We start from the raw sequence: 17,321 nt of genomic DNA on the forward strand, positions 1-17,321 counted from the left end.
GATGGGCGGCGGTGGCGCACCGAAAGCAGACCCCAATATCGGTATCGCGGCCCTCAAAAGCGCGGAAATCGGTGAGAAATACCTTGGCTGGATGCAGGAGCAGGCCAAGGTCACGAATGAATGGGCAGCGGAGGACCGCGCCCGGTGGTCGGACACGTTCAAGCCCCTGCAGGACAGCTATATCGCGGACGCGAAGGCATGGGACACGCCCGGCCGCCGCCAGTCGGCATCCCGCGAGGCCATCGCAGATGTGCGCCTGCAAGGGCGCGTTGCGGATGGATCGCGGACCCGGCAAGCGATGGCGATGGGGATAAACCCGAACAGCGGACGGTTCCTTGCTAGCCAGCGCGACGGCGCGAATGACATGGCACTGGCGGCGGTCGGCGCCGGGAACATGGCCCGCGACCGGATCGAGGCCCAGGGCGAACAGAAGATGGCGAACGCGATCAATCTGGGTTCCGGGTTGGGCGTGAACCCTGCGACCAGCATGGGGCTATCCAACAGTGCCATCAGCGCGGGCGCGAACGGCGCGATGAGCGGATATGGTCAGCAGGGCCAAATGCTGAACACGCAATTCCAGCAGCAAATGCAGGGCTATCAGGCCAAGCAGGCAAATATCGGGGCCATGTTCGGCGCAGCAGGATCGGTGGCGGGCATGATGCTGTCTTCCAAGGACGCCAAGACCAACAAGAAGCCGGTCAAGGACGGCATGGGCATCGAGGCCGTGCGCAAGATGCCGGTCGAGGAATGGGACTACAAGCCGGGCATGGGCGACGGCGGCCACCATGTCGGGGCCTATGCCGAGGACTTCCAGAAGGCCACCGGCAAGGGCGACGGCAAGACCATCGACATTGCGTCCTACCTGGGCACGCTCACCAAGGCCGTGCAGGATCTGGACAACCGGATGCGCGGCAAGGGCGGGAGGGCGGCAGCATGAGCCTCGCCAATTCCATCGGCAGCTTCGCGCAGGGTTTTGCAAACGGGGCAACCGCCAAAAAGGACCGGGCCGAGCGCGCCGCCGTCATGGCGCAGAACGACAGACTGATCGACATGATGGGCCAGCAGATGCAGAGAGGCGGCGCGCAGGGCGGATTCGGTGCCATGCCGCCCGCTGGCGGTCTGGGCTATGGCGGGGCGGCCCCGGCCAATGACGGCGCACCCCCGGCCACCGGATCAGCCGGCGCATCTGCAGGCGACTTCAAGCCCGGCCAGACGATCGACCTGTGGTCCCTCATGGATAAGCACGAGGGCGCAGGGGATTACGATACCTTGTTCGGGCACAGCCAGCGCGACGGCCAGTTCAAGGGCACGCGCATCAGCAACATGACCATCGGTCAGGCCATCGACTTCGCCAACCCCCGCGGCGCCTATGGGCAGTGGGTGGCGGGCAAGAACGGCGGGACCGTGGCAACCCCGATGGGCCGTCACCAGATCGTCGGCAGCACCTTGAAGCGGGCGGCTGAACAGATGGGGCTGGACCCCTCGACGCCGTTTAACCGTGACACGCAAGACGCCGTTGCCCGGCACCTGGCCGCCAACCGGCTGCGCGGGGCATCATCGCCCGAGGCCGCCCGCGCGGCGATCCGTTCCGAATGGGTGGGGTTCCGCAAGGTGCCCGACGCCCAACTTGACCAGGCCATCAGCGGCTTTCGAGAGCAATACATGGGCGGTGGCGTCGGCGCCCGGCCCCCGGTTTCGTAAAGGAGGCCCCGATGAGCTTGGGTAATGGATTCGCCAGCTTCGTGAACGGCTTTGTCGGCGGGCGCGACACGCGCGACCGCTGGGAGGATCGCAAGGACAGCAAAGAGCGGCAGAAGGTGCTGGACGAATATGAGGCCGAGCGTCAGAAGCGCTTGGGCGACATGCACGGCTGGGCGGGCGAACAGCACCAGTGGGCGGGGCAGACGCACCGGTCGCAGATGACCGATGCGCAGCAGCGCCAGCGCCTTGCAGACTTGGGCTGGGAGGACACGCAGGCCACCCGGGCCGCGCTGGCCGAGGCCGACGCCGCGGCCTTCGGCGGGATGGGCGGCGGGATGGGGGCAACCCCGCCCCCGGCGAACCAGCCCGGCCCGATCCAGACCGCAGCGATATCAACGCAAGGCTCGCCCCCCACGCAGGGCGGGACGCCGCAGCTGGGCTATGGGGCCGCAGCCGAGGGCATCCCCCGCCCGGCCATGCCGCTGCGCGATCCGGCCACGCAGCCGCAATACAGCCATGGTACCGCCGCCCCCGTGGTTGCGCCGCAGCGCGCCGCACAGGAGGGCATGGGGGCTGCGCCCGAGGCCGAGGCCGATCCCCTGCTGGTCGAGAACCCCGATGGCACGTTCACGCCCCTGCGCGGTCCGCGCGATGCCACCGAGCAGATGGCACTGGCCGAGGCCGCCAAGGCTGGCCGCCTCAAGCAGGGCGATGCGTCCGCAGATCGTCAGGCGCAGGTCGATGCCGCTGGTATGTCCCGGGCGACCGAGAACCCCGTGGCCCGCGCGCTCCGCCTCGATGAAGGCAATGAGCTGGGCGGCGATGGCATGGCGACCCGCAACGTCGCGCAGGCCGGAAAGCACCTGAACCGCACGGCAGTGAAGGCTTATGATGCGGTGGGCAATCAGGCGGTGCGCGGCGGCGAGACGATCGCGGCGGGCGTCAACGCCATCAGCAGGTGGATGACCGGCGAGGATGCGGTGAGTGCCCCGGAGCGGTTCGACACGCTCAACCGCAATGCCCCCGCCTTCCCCGACGCGCCTGCGACGGTGCCGAAGGATGCCGACGAGGGCCAGGCCGCAGCGGCGACCGGCGCGGAATCGGCACTAGAGGCCGCCACCAGCACGCCCGCCGGAGCCGCGGCGATAGAGGCCATGCCGTCCCTGGGCGTCAAGCCGGGCCAGCCCATGACGCCCGCGCAGATCGACCGCGCCGCGCAGACTCACATGCAGAGCTATCGCGACAACGGCCTGCCCATCATCACGCGCGAGCTGATGCGCCAGGGCAAGTTCGCGGAGGCCGAGACGCTGCGGACCTTCGTGAACGATGCCGCCGCGCAGGACGGGATGAAAGCATGGTCGGGCGCGGTGTTTGCGGCTCTGTCGGGCGACGTGGACACCGCCGCCGCGCGCATGATCGACGCCTATAACAGCAGCGGCTATTTCGATGATGGATTCGAGATCGTCAAAGACAAGACGGACCTGATCCGCGACGACGATGGCACGGTCATGGGCCTGCGGCTGACGCGGCGCAACCAGTCCACAGGTGAGGAAACGACCGAGGAAGGCACCATTGGCGACGTGATCGAGCGTGGCCTGTGGCTGCTGTCGCCCGAGCAGGCGGCGCAGCAGTATATGGCCCAGCAGCAGGCCATTGCAGTGCGCCTGGCCGAGATGGACGCCGAGCGGCGCGAGCTGGGTGGCGACATTATCAAGGAGCAGGCCAAGCAGGCGGATGCTAACGCCCTCAAGCTCATCGAGTTGACCGCTGATAGCCTTGGTCAGCCGACGATGACCCTGGAGGAAGCGCGGGCGGCCATAGCGGGCCAGGGCGCGCCGGAAGAAGGCTCGGCAGAGGACGATGTGCCGATGCTGCGCCGCCCCGAACGGTGATCCTGCTTGAGTGAAAGCCCCCGCCCATGTCATAACGGCAGGGCGGGGACATAGGACATGGGCTCGCTGATCCACACCCTCGGAGAAGCCCCATGTCCGGCAATACGCCCGCTGCCCGCGCAATTGCGCAGATCGACGCCCTCTATGGTGCGCAGACCGCCCCCCAATCTACCGACATCAAGGCGATTTCGCGCAAGACGCGCGTGCCGGTCAATGTGCTGGTGGCGCTGGACGAGGGCCGCGGCGATCTGAAGGCGGTCGAGGCTCATGCCACCCGGATCGCGCAGGCGGTCGAGGCGGGCAAGCCGATCGAGGATGCCATCTATGAGGTTGCGGGCGACGAGGGGCGCGGGCGGGCTATCCTGGACACCGCCTATGATCTGGCAGACCGGATGGAGCCCCCTGCCCCCGCCGCCGCCGACAGCGGCAATGATGGGCGCGTGGGTATCGCGGAAGGCGTGGCCGGGATCGCGCGGGATTTCGGATCGGGGATGCTGCGCGCGGGCGGTGGTGCGCTGGAAGCGGCCGGCGTGGTGGCCGACGAGGCCGTACGCGGCGCGTTCAGCGATGATCCGTCCCAGGCAACGCCCCTGCGCGGAGCAGGCCGGGCGGCGGGCGACGTGGCGCGCGGCGCGGGCGAAGGCATCGCGGCGGGGCGCAGCGAGGATTACCAGCGTGTGCGCGAGGGCACGCAGCCGGGCGGCAGTCTGGCGGACCCGTCCAGTTGGTCCCTTGGCGACGATCCGTCAATGCTGGGCCTTGCGGGCCTGACTGCCGAGGGTCTGGGTTCCATGGCCCCCGTGGTGGCCGCTGGCGTCCTGACCAAGAGCCCGGCGCTGGCCGGTTCGATCGTCGGCGGCCTGATGGGCGGCGGCGAGGGCGTCGAGACGGGCCGCCAGTTCGTCCAGGACGCGGCCAAGACCCTGGATGAGAACGGGCGCCCGGTCATCGAGGGACTGCCGGAATACCAGAAGTTGCGCGAGGCGGGCACCAGCCACGACCGCGCCGTGGCCGATCTGACGCGCCGGGCCGAGAACGAGGCCGGGTTCCGGCAGGGCATGGTGGCGGGCCTGGGCGGCGCTGCGACCAACCGCATCCTGATGGGCGCTGACGGCTGGCTTGGGCGCGGCGGGCGGCTGGCGCGCGCTGGCAAGAAGGGCGCGGCGTCGGCGCTGGAGGAGGGCGCGCAGGAAACCGCAGAGGGCGTGGCCGGGGGCCTGGGCATCGAGGCGGCCACCGGGGCCAATGTCGACCTGATGGAGGACAGCTTCGGTGATTTCGTCGCGGGCTCGCTGGCCGGTGGCGCAATGGGCGCAGGCGCGGGCGCATTGGGGCGCGGAACGGATCGACCGGACCCGCAGCCCGACACCCCGCCTGCCCCGCCCGAGCGGCTGGCCCTGCCCGCGCCCGAGAACGGCGGCACGATCTTTGGCCGCCCACCTTCCGCCGACATCAACCCGGCGATGCCCTTGGGCCTGCCGTCTCCCACCAACGGCGGAACCATTATCCCCCCGGCACCGGCCCCGCGCCAGCCGGGCGAGCCAGAGCCGATCACGGTTCGGCAGACCCCCGATTTAGCCGGGCCGTCTCCTGACGCGCCCGCACCCTTGGTCCCGGCTGGCGGCAGCAGCCTGGATCAGACCGCCGCGCCTACCCTTTCCTCCTCCCTCGGGGCGGGCGCGGCGGTTCCTGATGCCGGAATGGGTATCATGCCCGTTCCCCCGGTTGCCCCGCCTGCCGGGCCAGTCGAAGCGATCGCACAGAGCCTTGCGGCGTCGATTCCGGCGCCGGTGGCCGAACCCGCCCCCCGGTTCCCCGATCAGAAGCCGGGCGCTACGGTCCTGCTGGGAAGCCCGGAAGGCGCGAACGAGAATGCGGTGTTCCTGCGCGAGACGCCCGAGGGCGCGCTGGTGCGGATTCAGGGCCAGGAGGTCGAGCTGACGCCCGAGGCGTTCGACGCGGCCCGCAATCAGGCCGAGGTGAACCAGAACCGCGAGGAAACCCCGCGGGGCGATCTGGGCGGCAACTCGGTGGCGGCATCGGTCGGCGCCAAGAAGCGCACCCCCATTGCCCTGTCGGTCGAGGAAGAATTTGCCCGGCTGAACCCGGAGCAGGCCCGCAAGCGCCTCGACGGGCTGACGGCACAAGCCAAGCAGCGCGGCTGGGATGCCCGCCGCCGGAACCTGCGCACCATCCTGGAGGGGCGCATTGCACTCGGAGGACCGGCCAATGTGGAACCCACAAGCGCAGAAGATGGGCCCGAGGGCGGGCCTGCCCCCGCTGGGGTGGATGATGTGCGCGCGGACAGCGGCGAAGGAGCTGCAGCGCGCGGGGTTCCTGACCAGGAAGGAGCGCAAGCGCCTGGTGGCATGGATCGAGAACCCGGAGAGGGAGCAACCCGACCCGAGCCTGACGGCGGTGCTGTGGGCGGTCTGGATGTGGCAGGCGACACCGGGAAGCTGGGCGGTTCACTGACCGCAGCCCGCGCGGCCGGGCTGATCACGCACACCACCAAGAAGGGCAAGGCCAAGACCGGCTATGTGCTGCAAGGCGTGACCAAGGCCGAGGCCGACGCGATCGACCCCTATTCGTTCAAGAAGGACGGCGGCGTGTTCGTAAACGCCGAGCGGGCCGATGCGTTCGCGCCTGCTGAAAACGCAGCCAAATCCAACCCGGAGGTTCTCACAGTTGGTGTAGACAAACAGAAGCCCCCCCGTGTAAAAAGGGACACGCGGGAGGCCTCGAATGACAACGCACCGAATGTCGAAAACGGTCGAGTACGGAACCTGGCAACGGATGAAAGCCAGATGCCTACGGCCGACGCACAAGGATTATCCGACATACGGAGGGGCGGGGATAACGATAGCCCCGGAATGGGTGGACGACTTTCCGGCCTTCCTAGCGGAGGTCGGGCTGAAGCCGAGCCCAATCCACTCGATCGACCGGATCAAGCCGGAACTGGGCTATCGTCCAGGCAACGTTCGATGGGCGACGCCTCAGCAGCAAGCGGAGAACAGGCCGGGGTTCGTCAAAGACTTGGCGGGCAAAACGGCGATGGAAACAGCCAAAGCGGCGGGGATCGTTCCATCGACCCTGTATCGCAGGCTGGCAGTCGGGATGCCGATGGAGAAGGTGTTGAGCAACCAGCGCCTTCCAACCGGTCCATATCGGAGGATGCTGACCCACAACGGCGAGTCGCTTCCGCTGAAGGTATGGGCGCGGAAGGTGGGGTTGAAGCCAACGACACTTCGCGAGAGGCTACGGCGCGGCTGGACGGTCAATCAGGCACTGACGACGCGGGTGTAACAGCCCCCGCCGCTGCCCCACCCCCGACCGGCGTGGCCGCGGCACTGTCCGACGCCGACCAGGCGCGCATGGCAGAGCTGAAGAATAAGCTGGCCGACCGGCTGCGGAACCAGGCCAACAGCGGCCTCGATCCCGAATTGCTGGGCATGGCCGTCGAGCTGACCGGCCTCTATGTGAAAGGCGGCATCCGCAAGTTCGGCGCCATGCTGCGCGATTTCATGGCCGACACAGGCCTGACGGCGCGCGAATCCCAACGCTACATGCGCGCGGCCTACAATGACGTGCGCGACAATGCCGATCTGAACGGCGAGGACGTGAGCGCGTTCGACACCGCCGATCAGGTCATGGCCGAAGTCCGCGCCGCGCTGGCCGAGCCCGAGACGGCACCTGTCGAAACAGCCACATCGCAAGAATCGCCCGAAGGTGATAGCATCGGGCAGGACACTCAACCGGAGGGCGCGCCCGATGATCGAAACAGCACTGATGAAGGCGATGGTCGAGCAAGCCCCGACCGAGGCCCGCAAGATCCAGAAACGCGGCCCGAACGCGCTGAAGGATCACGTCAGCGCCGTGGTCGAGCGGACGCGGGCCAATCTGGACCCGAACCCGACGCAGGACGATCCGGCGGGCGACGTGATGATGCGCGAGATGGTGATGGCCGAAGCGATGGCCGAGCTGTCGATGGGCAACGACTAGAGCCAGGCCGAAACCACGTTATCCCCGAGGGCGGCCTTGCCCTAAAAGGCGGCGACAAGACCCGCGCCCGTGCTGCCGTGAAGGCCATCGAGATCGTGCGCGATCTGGAGCGCGAGGGGCGGCCTGCCACCTATAATGAACGTCAGCAGCTCGCCCAATACGGCGGTGCGGGCGTCCTCGCCCCTGCCCTGCCCAACAGCGCGGGCAAGATCAGGATGGAGGACATCGCCGCCGATCTGGACCACCTGCTGACGCCCGAGGAACGGGCGACCATCGAAAAGACCAGCCAATATGCCTTCTATACGGCTGAACCCGTCCTGCGGAATATGTGGGCGCTGGCGCAGCGCCTTGGCTTCACCGGCGGCCAGGTGTTCGAGCCCGGTATGGGTGTGGGCGGTTTCGCGGGTACCATGCCCAAGAGCGTGTTCGGCCAGTATTCCGGCATCGAGCTGGATCATGTCACGGCCAAGATCGCCGCGGCGCTTTACCCGCAGTCGCACATCAAGCACGGCGATTTCATCCAGACCCCCATGCCGCGGGACTTCTACGACCTAGTGATCGGCAACCCGCCCTTCTCGCAGACCAAGATCACCGCCGACCCCGCCTATCCGCAGGGGTTCATGATCCACGACTATTTCTTCGCCAAGAGCCTCGACAGCGTGCGGCCGGGCGGCCTGCTGATGTTCGTGACCAGCGCCGGCACGATGAACAAGCGCAACACCAAGGCCCGCGACTATCTGGCCGACCGGGCCGACTTGGTGGGCGCGGTCCGCCTGCCCAACACCGCCTTTGCGGAGAACGGCACGCAGGTCACGACCGACATCATCGTGCTGCGCAAGCGTCTGGAGGGCGAGGCCGAGGCCAACCCGGCATGGCGCGAATCCACGCTGGTCACATACCCGGATGGCAAGGGTGGCACGGTCGATCTGGCCGTGAACCGCTATTTCCAGGAGAACCCCGAGATGATCCTTGGGGAGCAGGGTGCATTCGACACGCTGGTCGGCGCCCCCCGGATCGGCGTGCGCCCGCGCGAGGGTGCGAACCTGGCGCGCGACCTGCGCACCGCCTTGGAGAGCTTTCCCGAGCGCATCATGTCGGCCCCGTCTGCCCTGCAGATGATGGACGGCCCCCGCGATGCCACCAGCGCCGAGACGAAAACCGGCAGCTATTACCTGAAGGATGGCGAGCTGTGGCAGTTCGACGGACGCGAGGGCAAGCCGGTCCAGCGCAAGGGCAAGAGCGGCGGCGGGATGACCAAGGGGGATTACGAGCTGATTACCCAGCTGGTGCCCATCAGGAACGCCCTGCGCGCCGTCTATACCGCCGATCTGGCCGAGACGGATGCCACCGCCGCCCGAGCGGAGCTGAACCGCCTCTATGACGCCTTCGTGGAAAAGAACGGCCCCCTGAACAAGGTCGAGGAAAGCTATCGCCGCCCGTCCGCTGTTGAGCTGGAAGGGCTGCGCCAGCGTGCGGCCGAGGACGCGCGGTCTGCCGGGCTGGATTTCGACACCGGCAGCTTCGATGCCGGGCCGCTGATCGAGGCAGAGGCCAGCATGGCCGCCATCGCCCGCGCGCGGCGCGAGGCCTCCCATGAGCCGGGATACCGGGAAGGCACGTTCAACCCCGATGCCGTGCCCGACAAGGTGATCGAGAAGTTCCCGAACATGGACCCCTTCCGGGGCGATCCCGAATCCTTCCGGCTGCGCGCCATCGAGAAGTTCGACCGGGCAACCGGCCAGGCCCGCAAGACCCGCGTGTTCACCGAGAACGCGGTGAAGAAGGCCACCGCGCCCAAGATTAATTCCCCCGAGGATGCACTCCTGCACCAGCTGGCCGATACCGGGCGGATCGACATCGACCGGATCGCGGAGGCATCGGGATCGACGCCTGAGCGCGTCCGCGCCGAGTTGAAGGGCAAGGTGTTCGAGAACCCGGCCACGGGCGAGATGGAGACGCGGACCCGCTACCTTTCGGGCAATGTGCGGCGCAAGCTGGCCGAGGCGCAGGCCGCCATCGCACGCGACATCCGCTTTGCCGAGAACGTGGCCGAGTTGGAGAAGGTCATCCCCGACCCGATCCCGCGCAGCGGCATTGTCGTACCCCTGGGCGCGCATTGGTTCGATCATGGCCTCTATGCTGAGTTCGCCAAGTCGAAAGGGCTGACCCTCAAGGCCGAGTTCAAGCGCGCCCTGGGCCAGTGGATTGTCGATGGCGATAAGAGCAGCGCACCGGCCAAGAACGAATGGGGCACCGAGGACGTGCCGTTCGCGGAGATGATGCGCCGCGCCATGAACAACAAGCCCATGCGCGTGTCGCGGACGGTGAAGAACGCGGATGGCAGCACCACGACCTTTGTGGACGAGGAAGCCACCCAGGCCGCCGCCGACAAGGCAGCCGAGCTGCGCACCGCCTTTGCCGACTGGCTGTGGTCCGACGAGGCCCGGGCCGAGATGCTGGAGGAACGCTATAACGAGGCGTTTAATGCCGAGGTGGCGCCCGTCTATGATGGTGCCTACCTGACCACGCCGGGTATCAACGCAGGCTGGACCTGGCGGCCCCACCAGACCGCTGTTGTCGCGCGCATCCTGCAGTCGGGCAGCACCTACATGGCCCATGCGGTCGGCGCCGGTAAAACCAGCGCCATGATCGGCGCAGGCATGGAGGCCCGCCGCCTCGGGCTGGCACAGCGCCCGTGGTATTCGGTCCCGAACCACATGCTTGTGCAGTTCGCCACCGAGTTCCAGGAGCAATACCCGCTGGCGAATATCCTGGTTGCGGACGAGAACAACTTCCAGGGCGACCGTCGCCGCCAGTTCGTCGCGGACGCGGCCAGCGGCGATTACGATGCCGTCATCATCACGCACAGCGCGTTCGAGCTGATCCCGTCCAGCCCCGCCGCCAAGGCCGCTGTGGTCGAGGGGATGCTTGCCGACCTGCGCGAGCTGATCCAGGACCAGAGCGACAACCCACGCGATCGAGTGCCCGGCCAGGATCAGGCCACCCTGGGCGCGCTGAAATCCGTCGCTGCGGCCTTGGGCATCAAGGAAGGCAAGAAGGACGCAGGCGATAAGGTCAGCACCGCCAAGAAGATCGCGCAGATGATGGAGCAGGCCGAACAGCGCCTGACCGCCATGACGCAGGACACCGGCAAGGACGAGGTGTTCACCTTCGATGAGATCGGCGTCGACATGCTGTTCGTGGACGAGGCCCATCTGTTCCGCAAGCTGTCCTTCGCCACGACCAACGGCAGCATCAAAGGCATCGACCCCAAGGGGTCCAGCATGTCGATGGACCTCTACATCAAATCTCGATCGGTGGACCGGCGCAATCCGGGCCGCGGGCTGGTGTTCGCCTCGGGAACGCCGATCACCAACACCATGGCCGAGCTGTTCAGCCTGCAGCGTTTCATGCAGCCGCAGGCGTTGGACGAGCGCAACATCAGCGCCTTCGATGCCTGGGCGGCAACCTTTGGCGAGGTGGCGAGTGAATTGGAGCAGACCCCGGATGGGGGCTACAAGGAGGTCAGCCGGTTCAGCAAGTTCGTGAACACGCCCGAGCTGTCGTTGATGGTGCGGCAGGTCATGGACATCGTGACCAGCGCCGACCTTGAGAAATACGTCACCCGCCCGCAGCTGCGCGGCGGCGGGCGCAACCTGGTCGTGATCGAGTCCAGCCCGGAGCAGAAGGCGTTCCAGCGCGACCTGGCCGCTCGCATGAGGGCCATGCAGCAGCGCAAGGGCAAGCCGAAGCCCGGCGATGACATCATGCTGAACGTGGTGAACGATGGCCGCCTGGCTGCGATCGACATGCGGCTTGTGGACCCCACCGCCAGCGGCGAGGGCTCGAAGCTTGAGCGGATGATCCAGAATGTCTATCAGGGCTGGAAGGCCGGGGCCGATGCGCCCCTGCATGGCGTGAAGCCGGAAGGCGGCTATACCGCCAAGCCGGTGATGCGCGGCGCCACCACGCAGATCATCTTTTCCACGCTTGGCGTGAACCCCTCGAAGCACAATCCGAGCTTTTCGGTGCATCGCCATATCAAGGCATCACTGATCCGCATGGGCGTGCCCGAGAGCGACATCATCATGGCGGGCGACCTGAAATCGCACCTGGCCAAGCAGCGCGCGTTCAACGACATGAACGAGGGCAAGCGCCGAATCCTGATCGGGTCCAAGTCGATCTTCACGGGCGTCAACGCGCAGCGCCGCCTGGCGCAAATCCACAACCTCGACCCGCTATGGTTCCCCGCCGACGATGAGCAGCGCAACGGGCGCGGCATCCGGCAGGGGAACATGAACCCCGAGATCGCGATCAACGACTATTCGACCAAAGGCACCTATGACGCGACCATGTGGCAGATGATGGGCCGCAAGGCCGCATTCATCGAGGGCTTCTATCGCGGCGACCCGACCATGCGGGACATGGAGGATCTGGGCGAGGCCAGCGCGTTCGAGCAGGCCAAGGCCATGACCACGAGCGACCCGCGCATCCTGCAGCTGACCGAGCTGAAAACCGAGCGCGACAAGCTGCGCCGCCGGGCGGGGGCCGTGGATACGCAGCGATCCAAGCTGCGCGCGCAGATCAGGTCGGCCATGCGCGGAATCGAGTTCAACCGCGACGAGGCGCGCAAAGTCGAACCCATCACGGGGGTGATCCCCGATCTTTCGGGCGACAAGTTCAAGATGCGCGTCGGCGCCACCGAGTTCGACAGCCGCAAGGAGGCTGGCGAGGCGATCATGGCGCGCGTCGAGGCGCTGGCCGAGGCTGGCAAGTCGGTGAGCGAGATTGTCGTCGGCAACATCGGCGGGTTCCCCGTCGAGGCTGACTGGTCGGAGCTCATGAAAAGCGCCCGCGTGGGCGTCCGTCACAGCCCGGTCATGGACCTGGCCGATGCCGAGTTCAGCGACGATCCCGTGGGCCTTGTCCGCAAGCTGGAACACGCCCTGAAGAAGCCGGAACGCTATCTGGAGTTCTATCAGGCCGAGGGGGCCAAGGCCGAGCGCCAGGCCGCCGCGCTGCGCGCCCAGCTGGAGGGCGTGAAGGAGTTTGCCGACCAGGCTAAGCTGGATGGCCTGGAAACCGAGATTGACACGCTGCAGGCGGCGCTGGTCGCGGATGCGGCGGCGGCCGAGGCCGAAGGCAATCAGGACGGACAGGTGGATGCCCCGCAGGAGTCCCGCTTCACAGCCGAGCCGGTTGTGAGCCTCACGGGCGACGAGCTGGGGGATTGGTCGGATATGCGCGACCTAGGCATGAAAGCCGAGGCTTGGTATCGGGAGAACCTTGTCGGCACGACCGTCACGATGGGCCAAACAGGCTGGAAGGTGCAGTTTGGCCGCGTGGGCTCGAAGAAGTTGGGCGGCCGGAAAGGTGATTTCCTGCTGCGGGCCGTGCCAGCCCTCGCGGCAATGATCGAGCAAGGAACGCTCGTTTCGAGCCAAGGCGACAGGAAGCGCGGCAACGAACGTCTGAAGTTCCATACCGTCCGGGCGCGTGTCTCGGTCGGCGGAGAGACGCATAATCTGTTCATCACCATCCGAGAGGACGGTAATGGCCACTATCACTATGATCTGTCGATGGAGAACGGTGCCGAGGTCAGAAATTCAGGCGCGGCTGGTCGGGTAACTGAAGCCCGGAGCGGCGGTCTGAACGACCTCGGCACAATCAACATGGAGATCGCGGACAACTCTGTCAACGGCGCTGATCCTGAAATGACCCCTGCTTTTGCGCGTGCGATCAACGCTGCGGCCCGCGCGGAGCTGGAGAAGATCGGGATTGCCGGTCGTGTCCGGGCCGAGGCCGGGGGCGAGGGCCGCGCGGCTGGCACCTATCAGCGCGGCGTCATCCGCATCCTTCGCACCCGCGCAGGCAAGTGGCGGCACACGCTCGATCACGAGATACTGCACGCTCTGCGCGACCCCGAGGCCTGGAGCGGCGAGGCGGGCCTGTTCACCCGGGCGGAATGGAGCGCCCTGGCGCGGGCGGCGCGGGCCGACAAGGCCGTGCGCGAGCGCGTCGAGGCGGCCTATCCTGATCTGACCGAGGCCGGGCGCACCGAGGAGATGGTGGCGGAGTTCTATGCCGATTGGGCACAGGGCAACCGTGAGGCCCCTGCCGGGCCGATGGCAAATGCCCTGGGCCGCATCCGATCCTTCTTCAATGCCGTGGCGTCCGCGCTGCGCGGCGAGGGGTTCCAGGACGCGGCCACGATCATGCGGCGGATCGCCGGGGGCGAGGTCGGCGGGCGCGGGCCGGATGGGCCCGGTACCGGGCGCGGCGCGGCGCGCGAGCAGCGTAACATGGATGGCCTGACCAGTGCCCTGCGCGAGGGTGCCGCCCGGACCCGGAAACGGAGCGGGGTGGCCGCCCGCGCGCTGTTCAGCCGCGAGGCATGGAGCAATTCGCCCGAGGTGTTCAGCAATTTCCTGACCGACGCCATGGGCCGCAACCAGCAGTTCAACCTGCTGGGCGCGGTGCCGGGCTATTCCCTGTTCAAGGAGCTGGGCAAGAACCTGTCGGCGGCCCAGACCTATCTGGGGCTCAAGCAGTCGATGGATGCCGAACGCAACGACTGGCAGGCCCGCGCCGCCGCAGCGGTGGACGAGTGGACCAAGATCGGCCGCAAGGACCAGGAGGCCAACACCCGCCTCATGGACCTGATGCACGAAAGCACGCTGGCTGGTATCGACCCGAGCAAGACCGACGACTGGCGGCACCCGCACCTGGACAGCGCGCGGCGCATCGACCGCGCCGATGTTGCCAGCCCCGAGGATCGCGCCTTTGCCGCCCGCGTGGCGCAGGAGATCGCGGACCATGAGGCAACCTATGACCGCCTCAAGCGGCAGTTCGACGCGCTGCCGGCCGATTTCCAGTCCCTCTATGGCAAGGTCCGCGACGAATACGCGACTATGGCCGACGCGACCGATCAGGCCGTGCTGGACAACGTGAAGGTGGCGAACGAGCTGGCACTGAAGCGTGCCCAGAAGAAGCACAAGGACGAGATGCAGCGCATCAAGGACGAGGGGCTGACCGGGGCTGCGCGCGACGAGGCCGTCGACCAGGCCGACCGTCGCCTGGCCGCCACCCAGAAGCGGGCGCGGGACAACGGCGCGGCCAGGATGGCAAGTCTGCGCGCAGCCTTCGAGACGAACCGCCTCAAGGGCCCGTATTTCCCGCTCGCTCGCTTCGGCAGCTATTTCGTCTCCGTGCGGGATGCCGATGGCGCTGTCATTTCGTTCAGCCGGTTCGAGAAGAAAGCCCAGCAGGAGGACGAGGTGGCCCGCGCCGAAAAAGAGGGCGCGGCGGAAGGCTGGACCGTCACCCGTGGCGTCCTGGGCGGCGATGCCGACCTGAAAGGCATGGTGGACCCGCGCTTTGTGAGCGAGGTCGAGGGCATTCTGTCGGAATCGGACGCCAGCCCGGAGACGATGGACGCGATCTGGCAGCATTGGCTGGAGAGCCTGCCTGACCTGTCGGTGCGCAAGAGCCGGATCCACCGCAAGGGCCGGTCAGGATTCAACAAGGATGCGGTGCGGGCCTTTTCGTCGGCGATGTTCCACGGCGCGCACAACCTGGCGCGGCTGCGGTATGGCCTGCGCATGGATGATGCCCTGAACGAGGCCGAGGCGCAGGCCGGGCGTCAGGCTGATCCCGAGCGGGCCGGGTTCGTGGTGCGTGAGATGCGCCAGCGGCACAATTTCACCATGAAGCCGACGAACAACCCGTTGGTGACGGCGGGCACGTCGCTCGCCTTCGTCTGGTATCTGGGCATGTCGCCTGCCTCTGCGCTGGTCAACATCAGCCAGACCACCATCTTCGGCGTGCCGATCCTGCGCACAGCCTTCCCCAAGGCGGGCGTGACGGGAGCCACAAAAGCCCTGGGCAAGGCCGCCGCTGATTTCGGGCGCGGCAAGGGCTGGACCGAGCGCAGCAAGAACCTGACCGAGGATGAGCGGGCCGCGATCCAGGAAGGCTATCGCCGGGGCACGATCGACAAGACGCAGGCGCATGATCTGGCCGCCGTCGCGGAGTCGGGCGTAGCCTACAACCCGACCCGCGAGAAGGTGATGCGGACCATCGGGTTCATGTTCCACCATGCCGAGCGCCTGAACCGTGAGGTGACGTTCCTGGCAGCCTACCGGCTGGCGCGGGCGGATGGTCGCGATCATGATGCCTCGATCAACGATGCCGCCGACCTGACCTGGCGCACGCATTTCGATTACCAGAACACCGCGCGCCCGCGGATGATGCAGGGGGATTTCGAGAAGATCATCTTCACCTTCCGCAATTTCACGGTGAACGCGCTGTATCGCCTATTCCGCGACACGCACCAAGCGTTCGCGGGCGCCACGGCAGAGGAACGGCGCGAGGCACGCGGCCAGCTGGTCGGCGTCAGCCTGTCGATGATGGCCCATGCCGGGATCAAGGGCGTCTGGGGCTATGGCCTGTTGATGGCCCTGCTGGGCGCGGTGATGCCGGGCGGCGATGGCGACGACATCGAGGACTGGATTCAGGACGCGCTTCTGATGGAGGGCGATGATCTGGGCACGGCCGCATGGAATTGGGCGATGGGCATGGTCCTGCACGGCGTTCCCGGAACGGTCACAGGTACCAGCCTGACGGAACGGCTTGGGATGCCAAACCTGTGGTTCCGCCCCCCTCGCGAGGGCACCGAAGGCCAGGACGTTTGGGCGCACTACCTGGAGCAGTTTGCGGGGCCTGTCGTGGGTATCGGCGGGCAGTTCATGTCGGGCCTGTCGATGATCGGGGATGCCTGGTCGGAAGGGAACGGCGACAACCTGATGCGCGGCGCTGAGAAGCTGGTGCCCAATTTCGTGAGCAACGGCGTCATCAAGCCCGCCCGGTTCATGACCTATGGAGCGAACAGCTATTATGGCGATCCGCTGATGGAGGTTGGGCCCCTCGATGCGGTGCGTACCGCCATGGGGTTCACGCCTGCCGAGCTGGCCGAGCGGTATCAGATCAACGCGCGCCTCAAGGCCCGCGAGCGGGAGATTACGGGCCGCCGCGCCCGCATCCACCGGCTGATCGGAAAGGCCATGCAGGATGGGGGCGAGATCCCGGCGCGCGTCATGCGCGACATGCAGGAGTTCAACCGCGAGTTCCCCGAATACCCGATCACCCGCGACACGATCCGGCAGTCGATCCGCAGCCGAGCGCGGGCGAAGGAGCGCAACGAATTCGGCGTGACGCTTAACAGCAAGCTGAATGACCGCCTGCGCGGCGAGATGCCCACGCCGGTCTATAACTGACGCTGGCGCGACATGGGGGTGATCTGTTAGATTGCCCCCATCCGCTCGCACAGGACGTGACGAGGCCCCACCGATCAGGAGCCCCACGTCCATGGCCGATTACCCCGATATCCTCGTTGGTCCCGATTACGTCGATCTGCCCGTGGCAGACGAGCCGACCGTCATCTACGTGGACGGCGATGCGCGCATCACGTCACACAGCGCGCCCGCAGGAGCGACCCAGGGCATCCCGCTCAAGGCGGGCAATCTCTATCCACTGAGCGCCGACAACGCCTTCAAGATTAAATCCGACCAGGGCACCCCTGTCACCGTGGTTCGGGCCACGGCCTGATGCGTTGGGCGTTCGCTGACAGGCGATGGCAGCTGGGCTACAGCCCCATCTTCAAAAGGGGCACCTTCCTGTCGTTGGCCCCGCGCTTTGCCGTGCAGCCCGCCCTGACGGCGGCGTTGG

General features: G+C 67.1%; 5 protein-coding genes. All 5 read left to right on the plus strand.

Annotated elements, in window-relative coordinates; translation table 11 throughout:
* Nucleotide 1 precedes the first annotated feature (1 nt).
* The 5 genes from FA740_RS05400 (at nucleotide 2) to FA740_RS05420 (ending at nucleotide 17,201) form a co-directional block, all read left to right on the plus strand.
* Nucleotides 2-937, plus strand: a complete 936-nt coding sequence (locus FA740_RS05400; protein WP_136855762.1) for a tail fiber domain-containing protein — start codon at nucleotides 2-4, stop codon at nucleotides 935-937.
* Complete coding sequence (locus FA740_RS05405) at nucleotides 934-1,701, plus strand: hypothetical protein (RefSeq protein ID WP_136855763.1); 768 nt, start codon at nucleotides 934-936, stop codon at nucleotides 1,699-1,701. Before FA740_RS05400 ends, FA740_RS05405 begins: the two co-directional genes overlap by 4 nt.
* A gap of 11 nt (nucleotides 1,702-1,712) precedes the next feature.
* The gene (locus FA740_RS05410; protein WP_136855764.1) at nucleotides 1,713-3,593 is read left to right on the plus strand and encodes a hypothetical protein; all 1,881 of its coding nucleotides are present in this window, start codon (nucleotides 1,713-1,715) and stop codon (nucleotides 3,591-3,593) included.
* A 92-nt stretch (nucleotides 3,594-3,685) separates the two neighbouring features.
* A complete protein-coding gene (locus tag FA740_RS05415; RefSeq protein WP_136855765.1) occupies nucleotides 3,686-16,870 on the plus strand; it encodes a PLxRFG domain-containing protein in 13,185 nt (4,394 codons plus the stop codon).
* A 91-nt stretch (nucleotides 16,871-16,961) separates the two neighbouring features.
* Nucleotides 16,962-17,201, plus strand: a complete 240-nt coding sequence (locus FA740_RS05420; protein ID WP_136855766.1) for a hypothetical protein — start codon at nucleotides 16,962-16,964, stop codon at nucleotides 17,199-17,201.
* The last annotated feature ends 120 nt before the right edge of the window (nucleotides 17,202-17,321 follow it).

The sequence above is a fragment of the Paracoccus hibiscisoli genome, assembly GCF_005048265.1.
Classification (GTDB): domain Bacteria; phylum Pseudomonadota; class Alphaproteobacteria; order Rhodobacterales; family Rhodobacteraceae; genus Paracoccus; species Paracoccus hibiscisoli.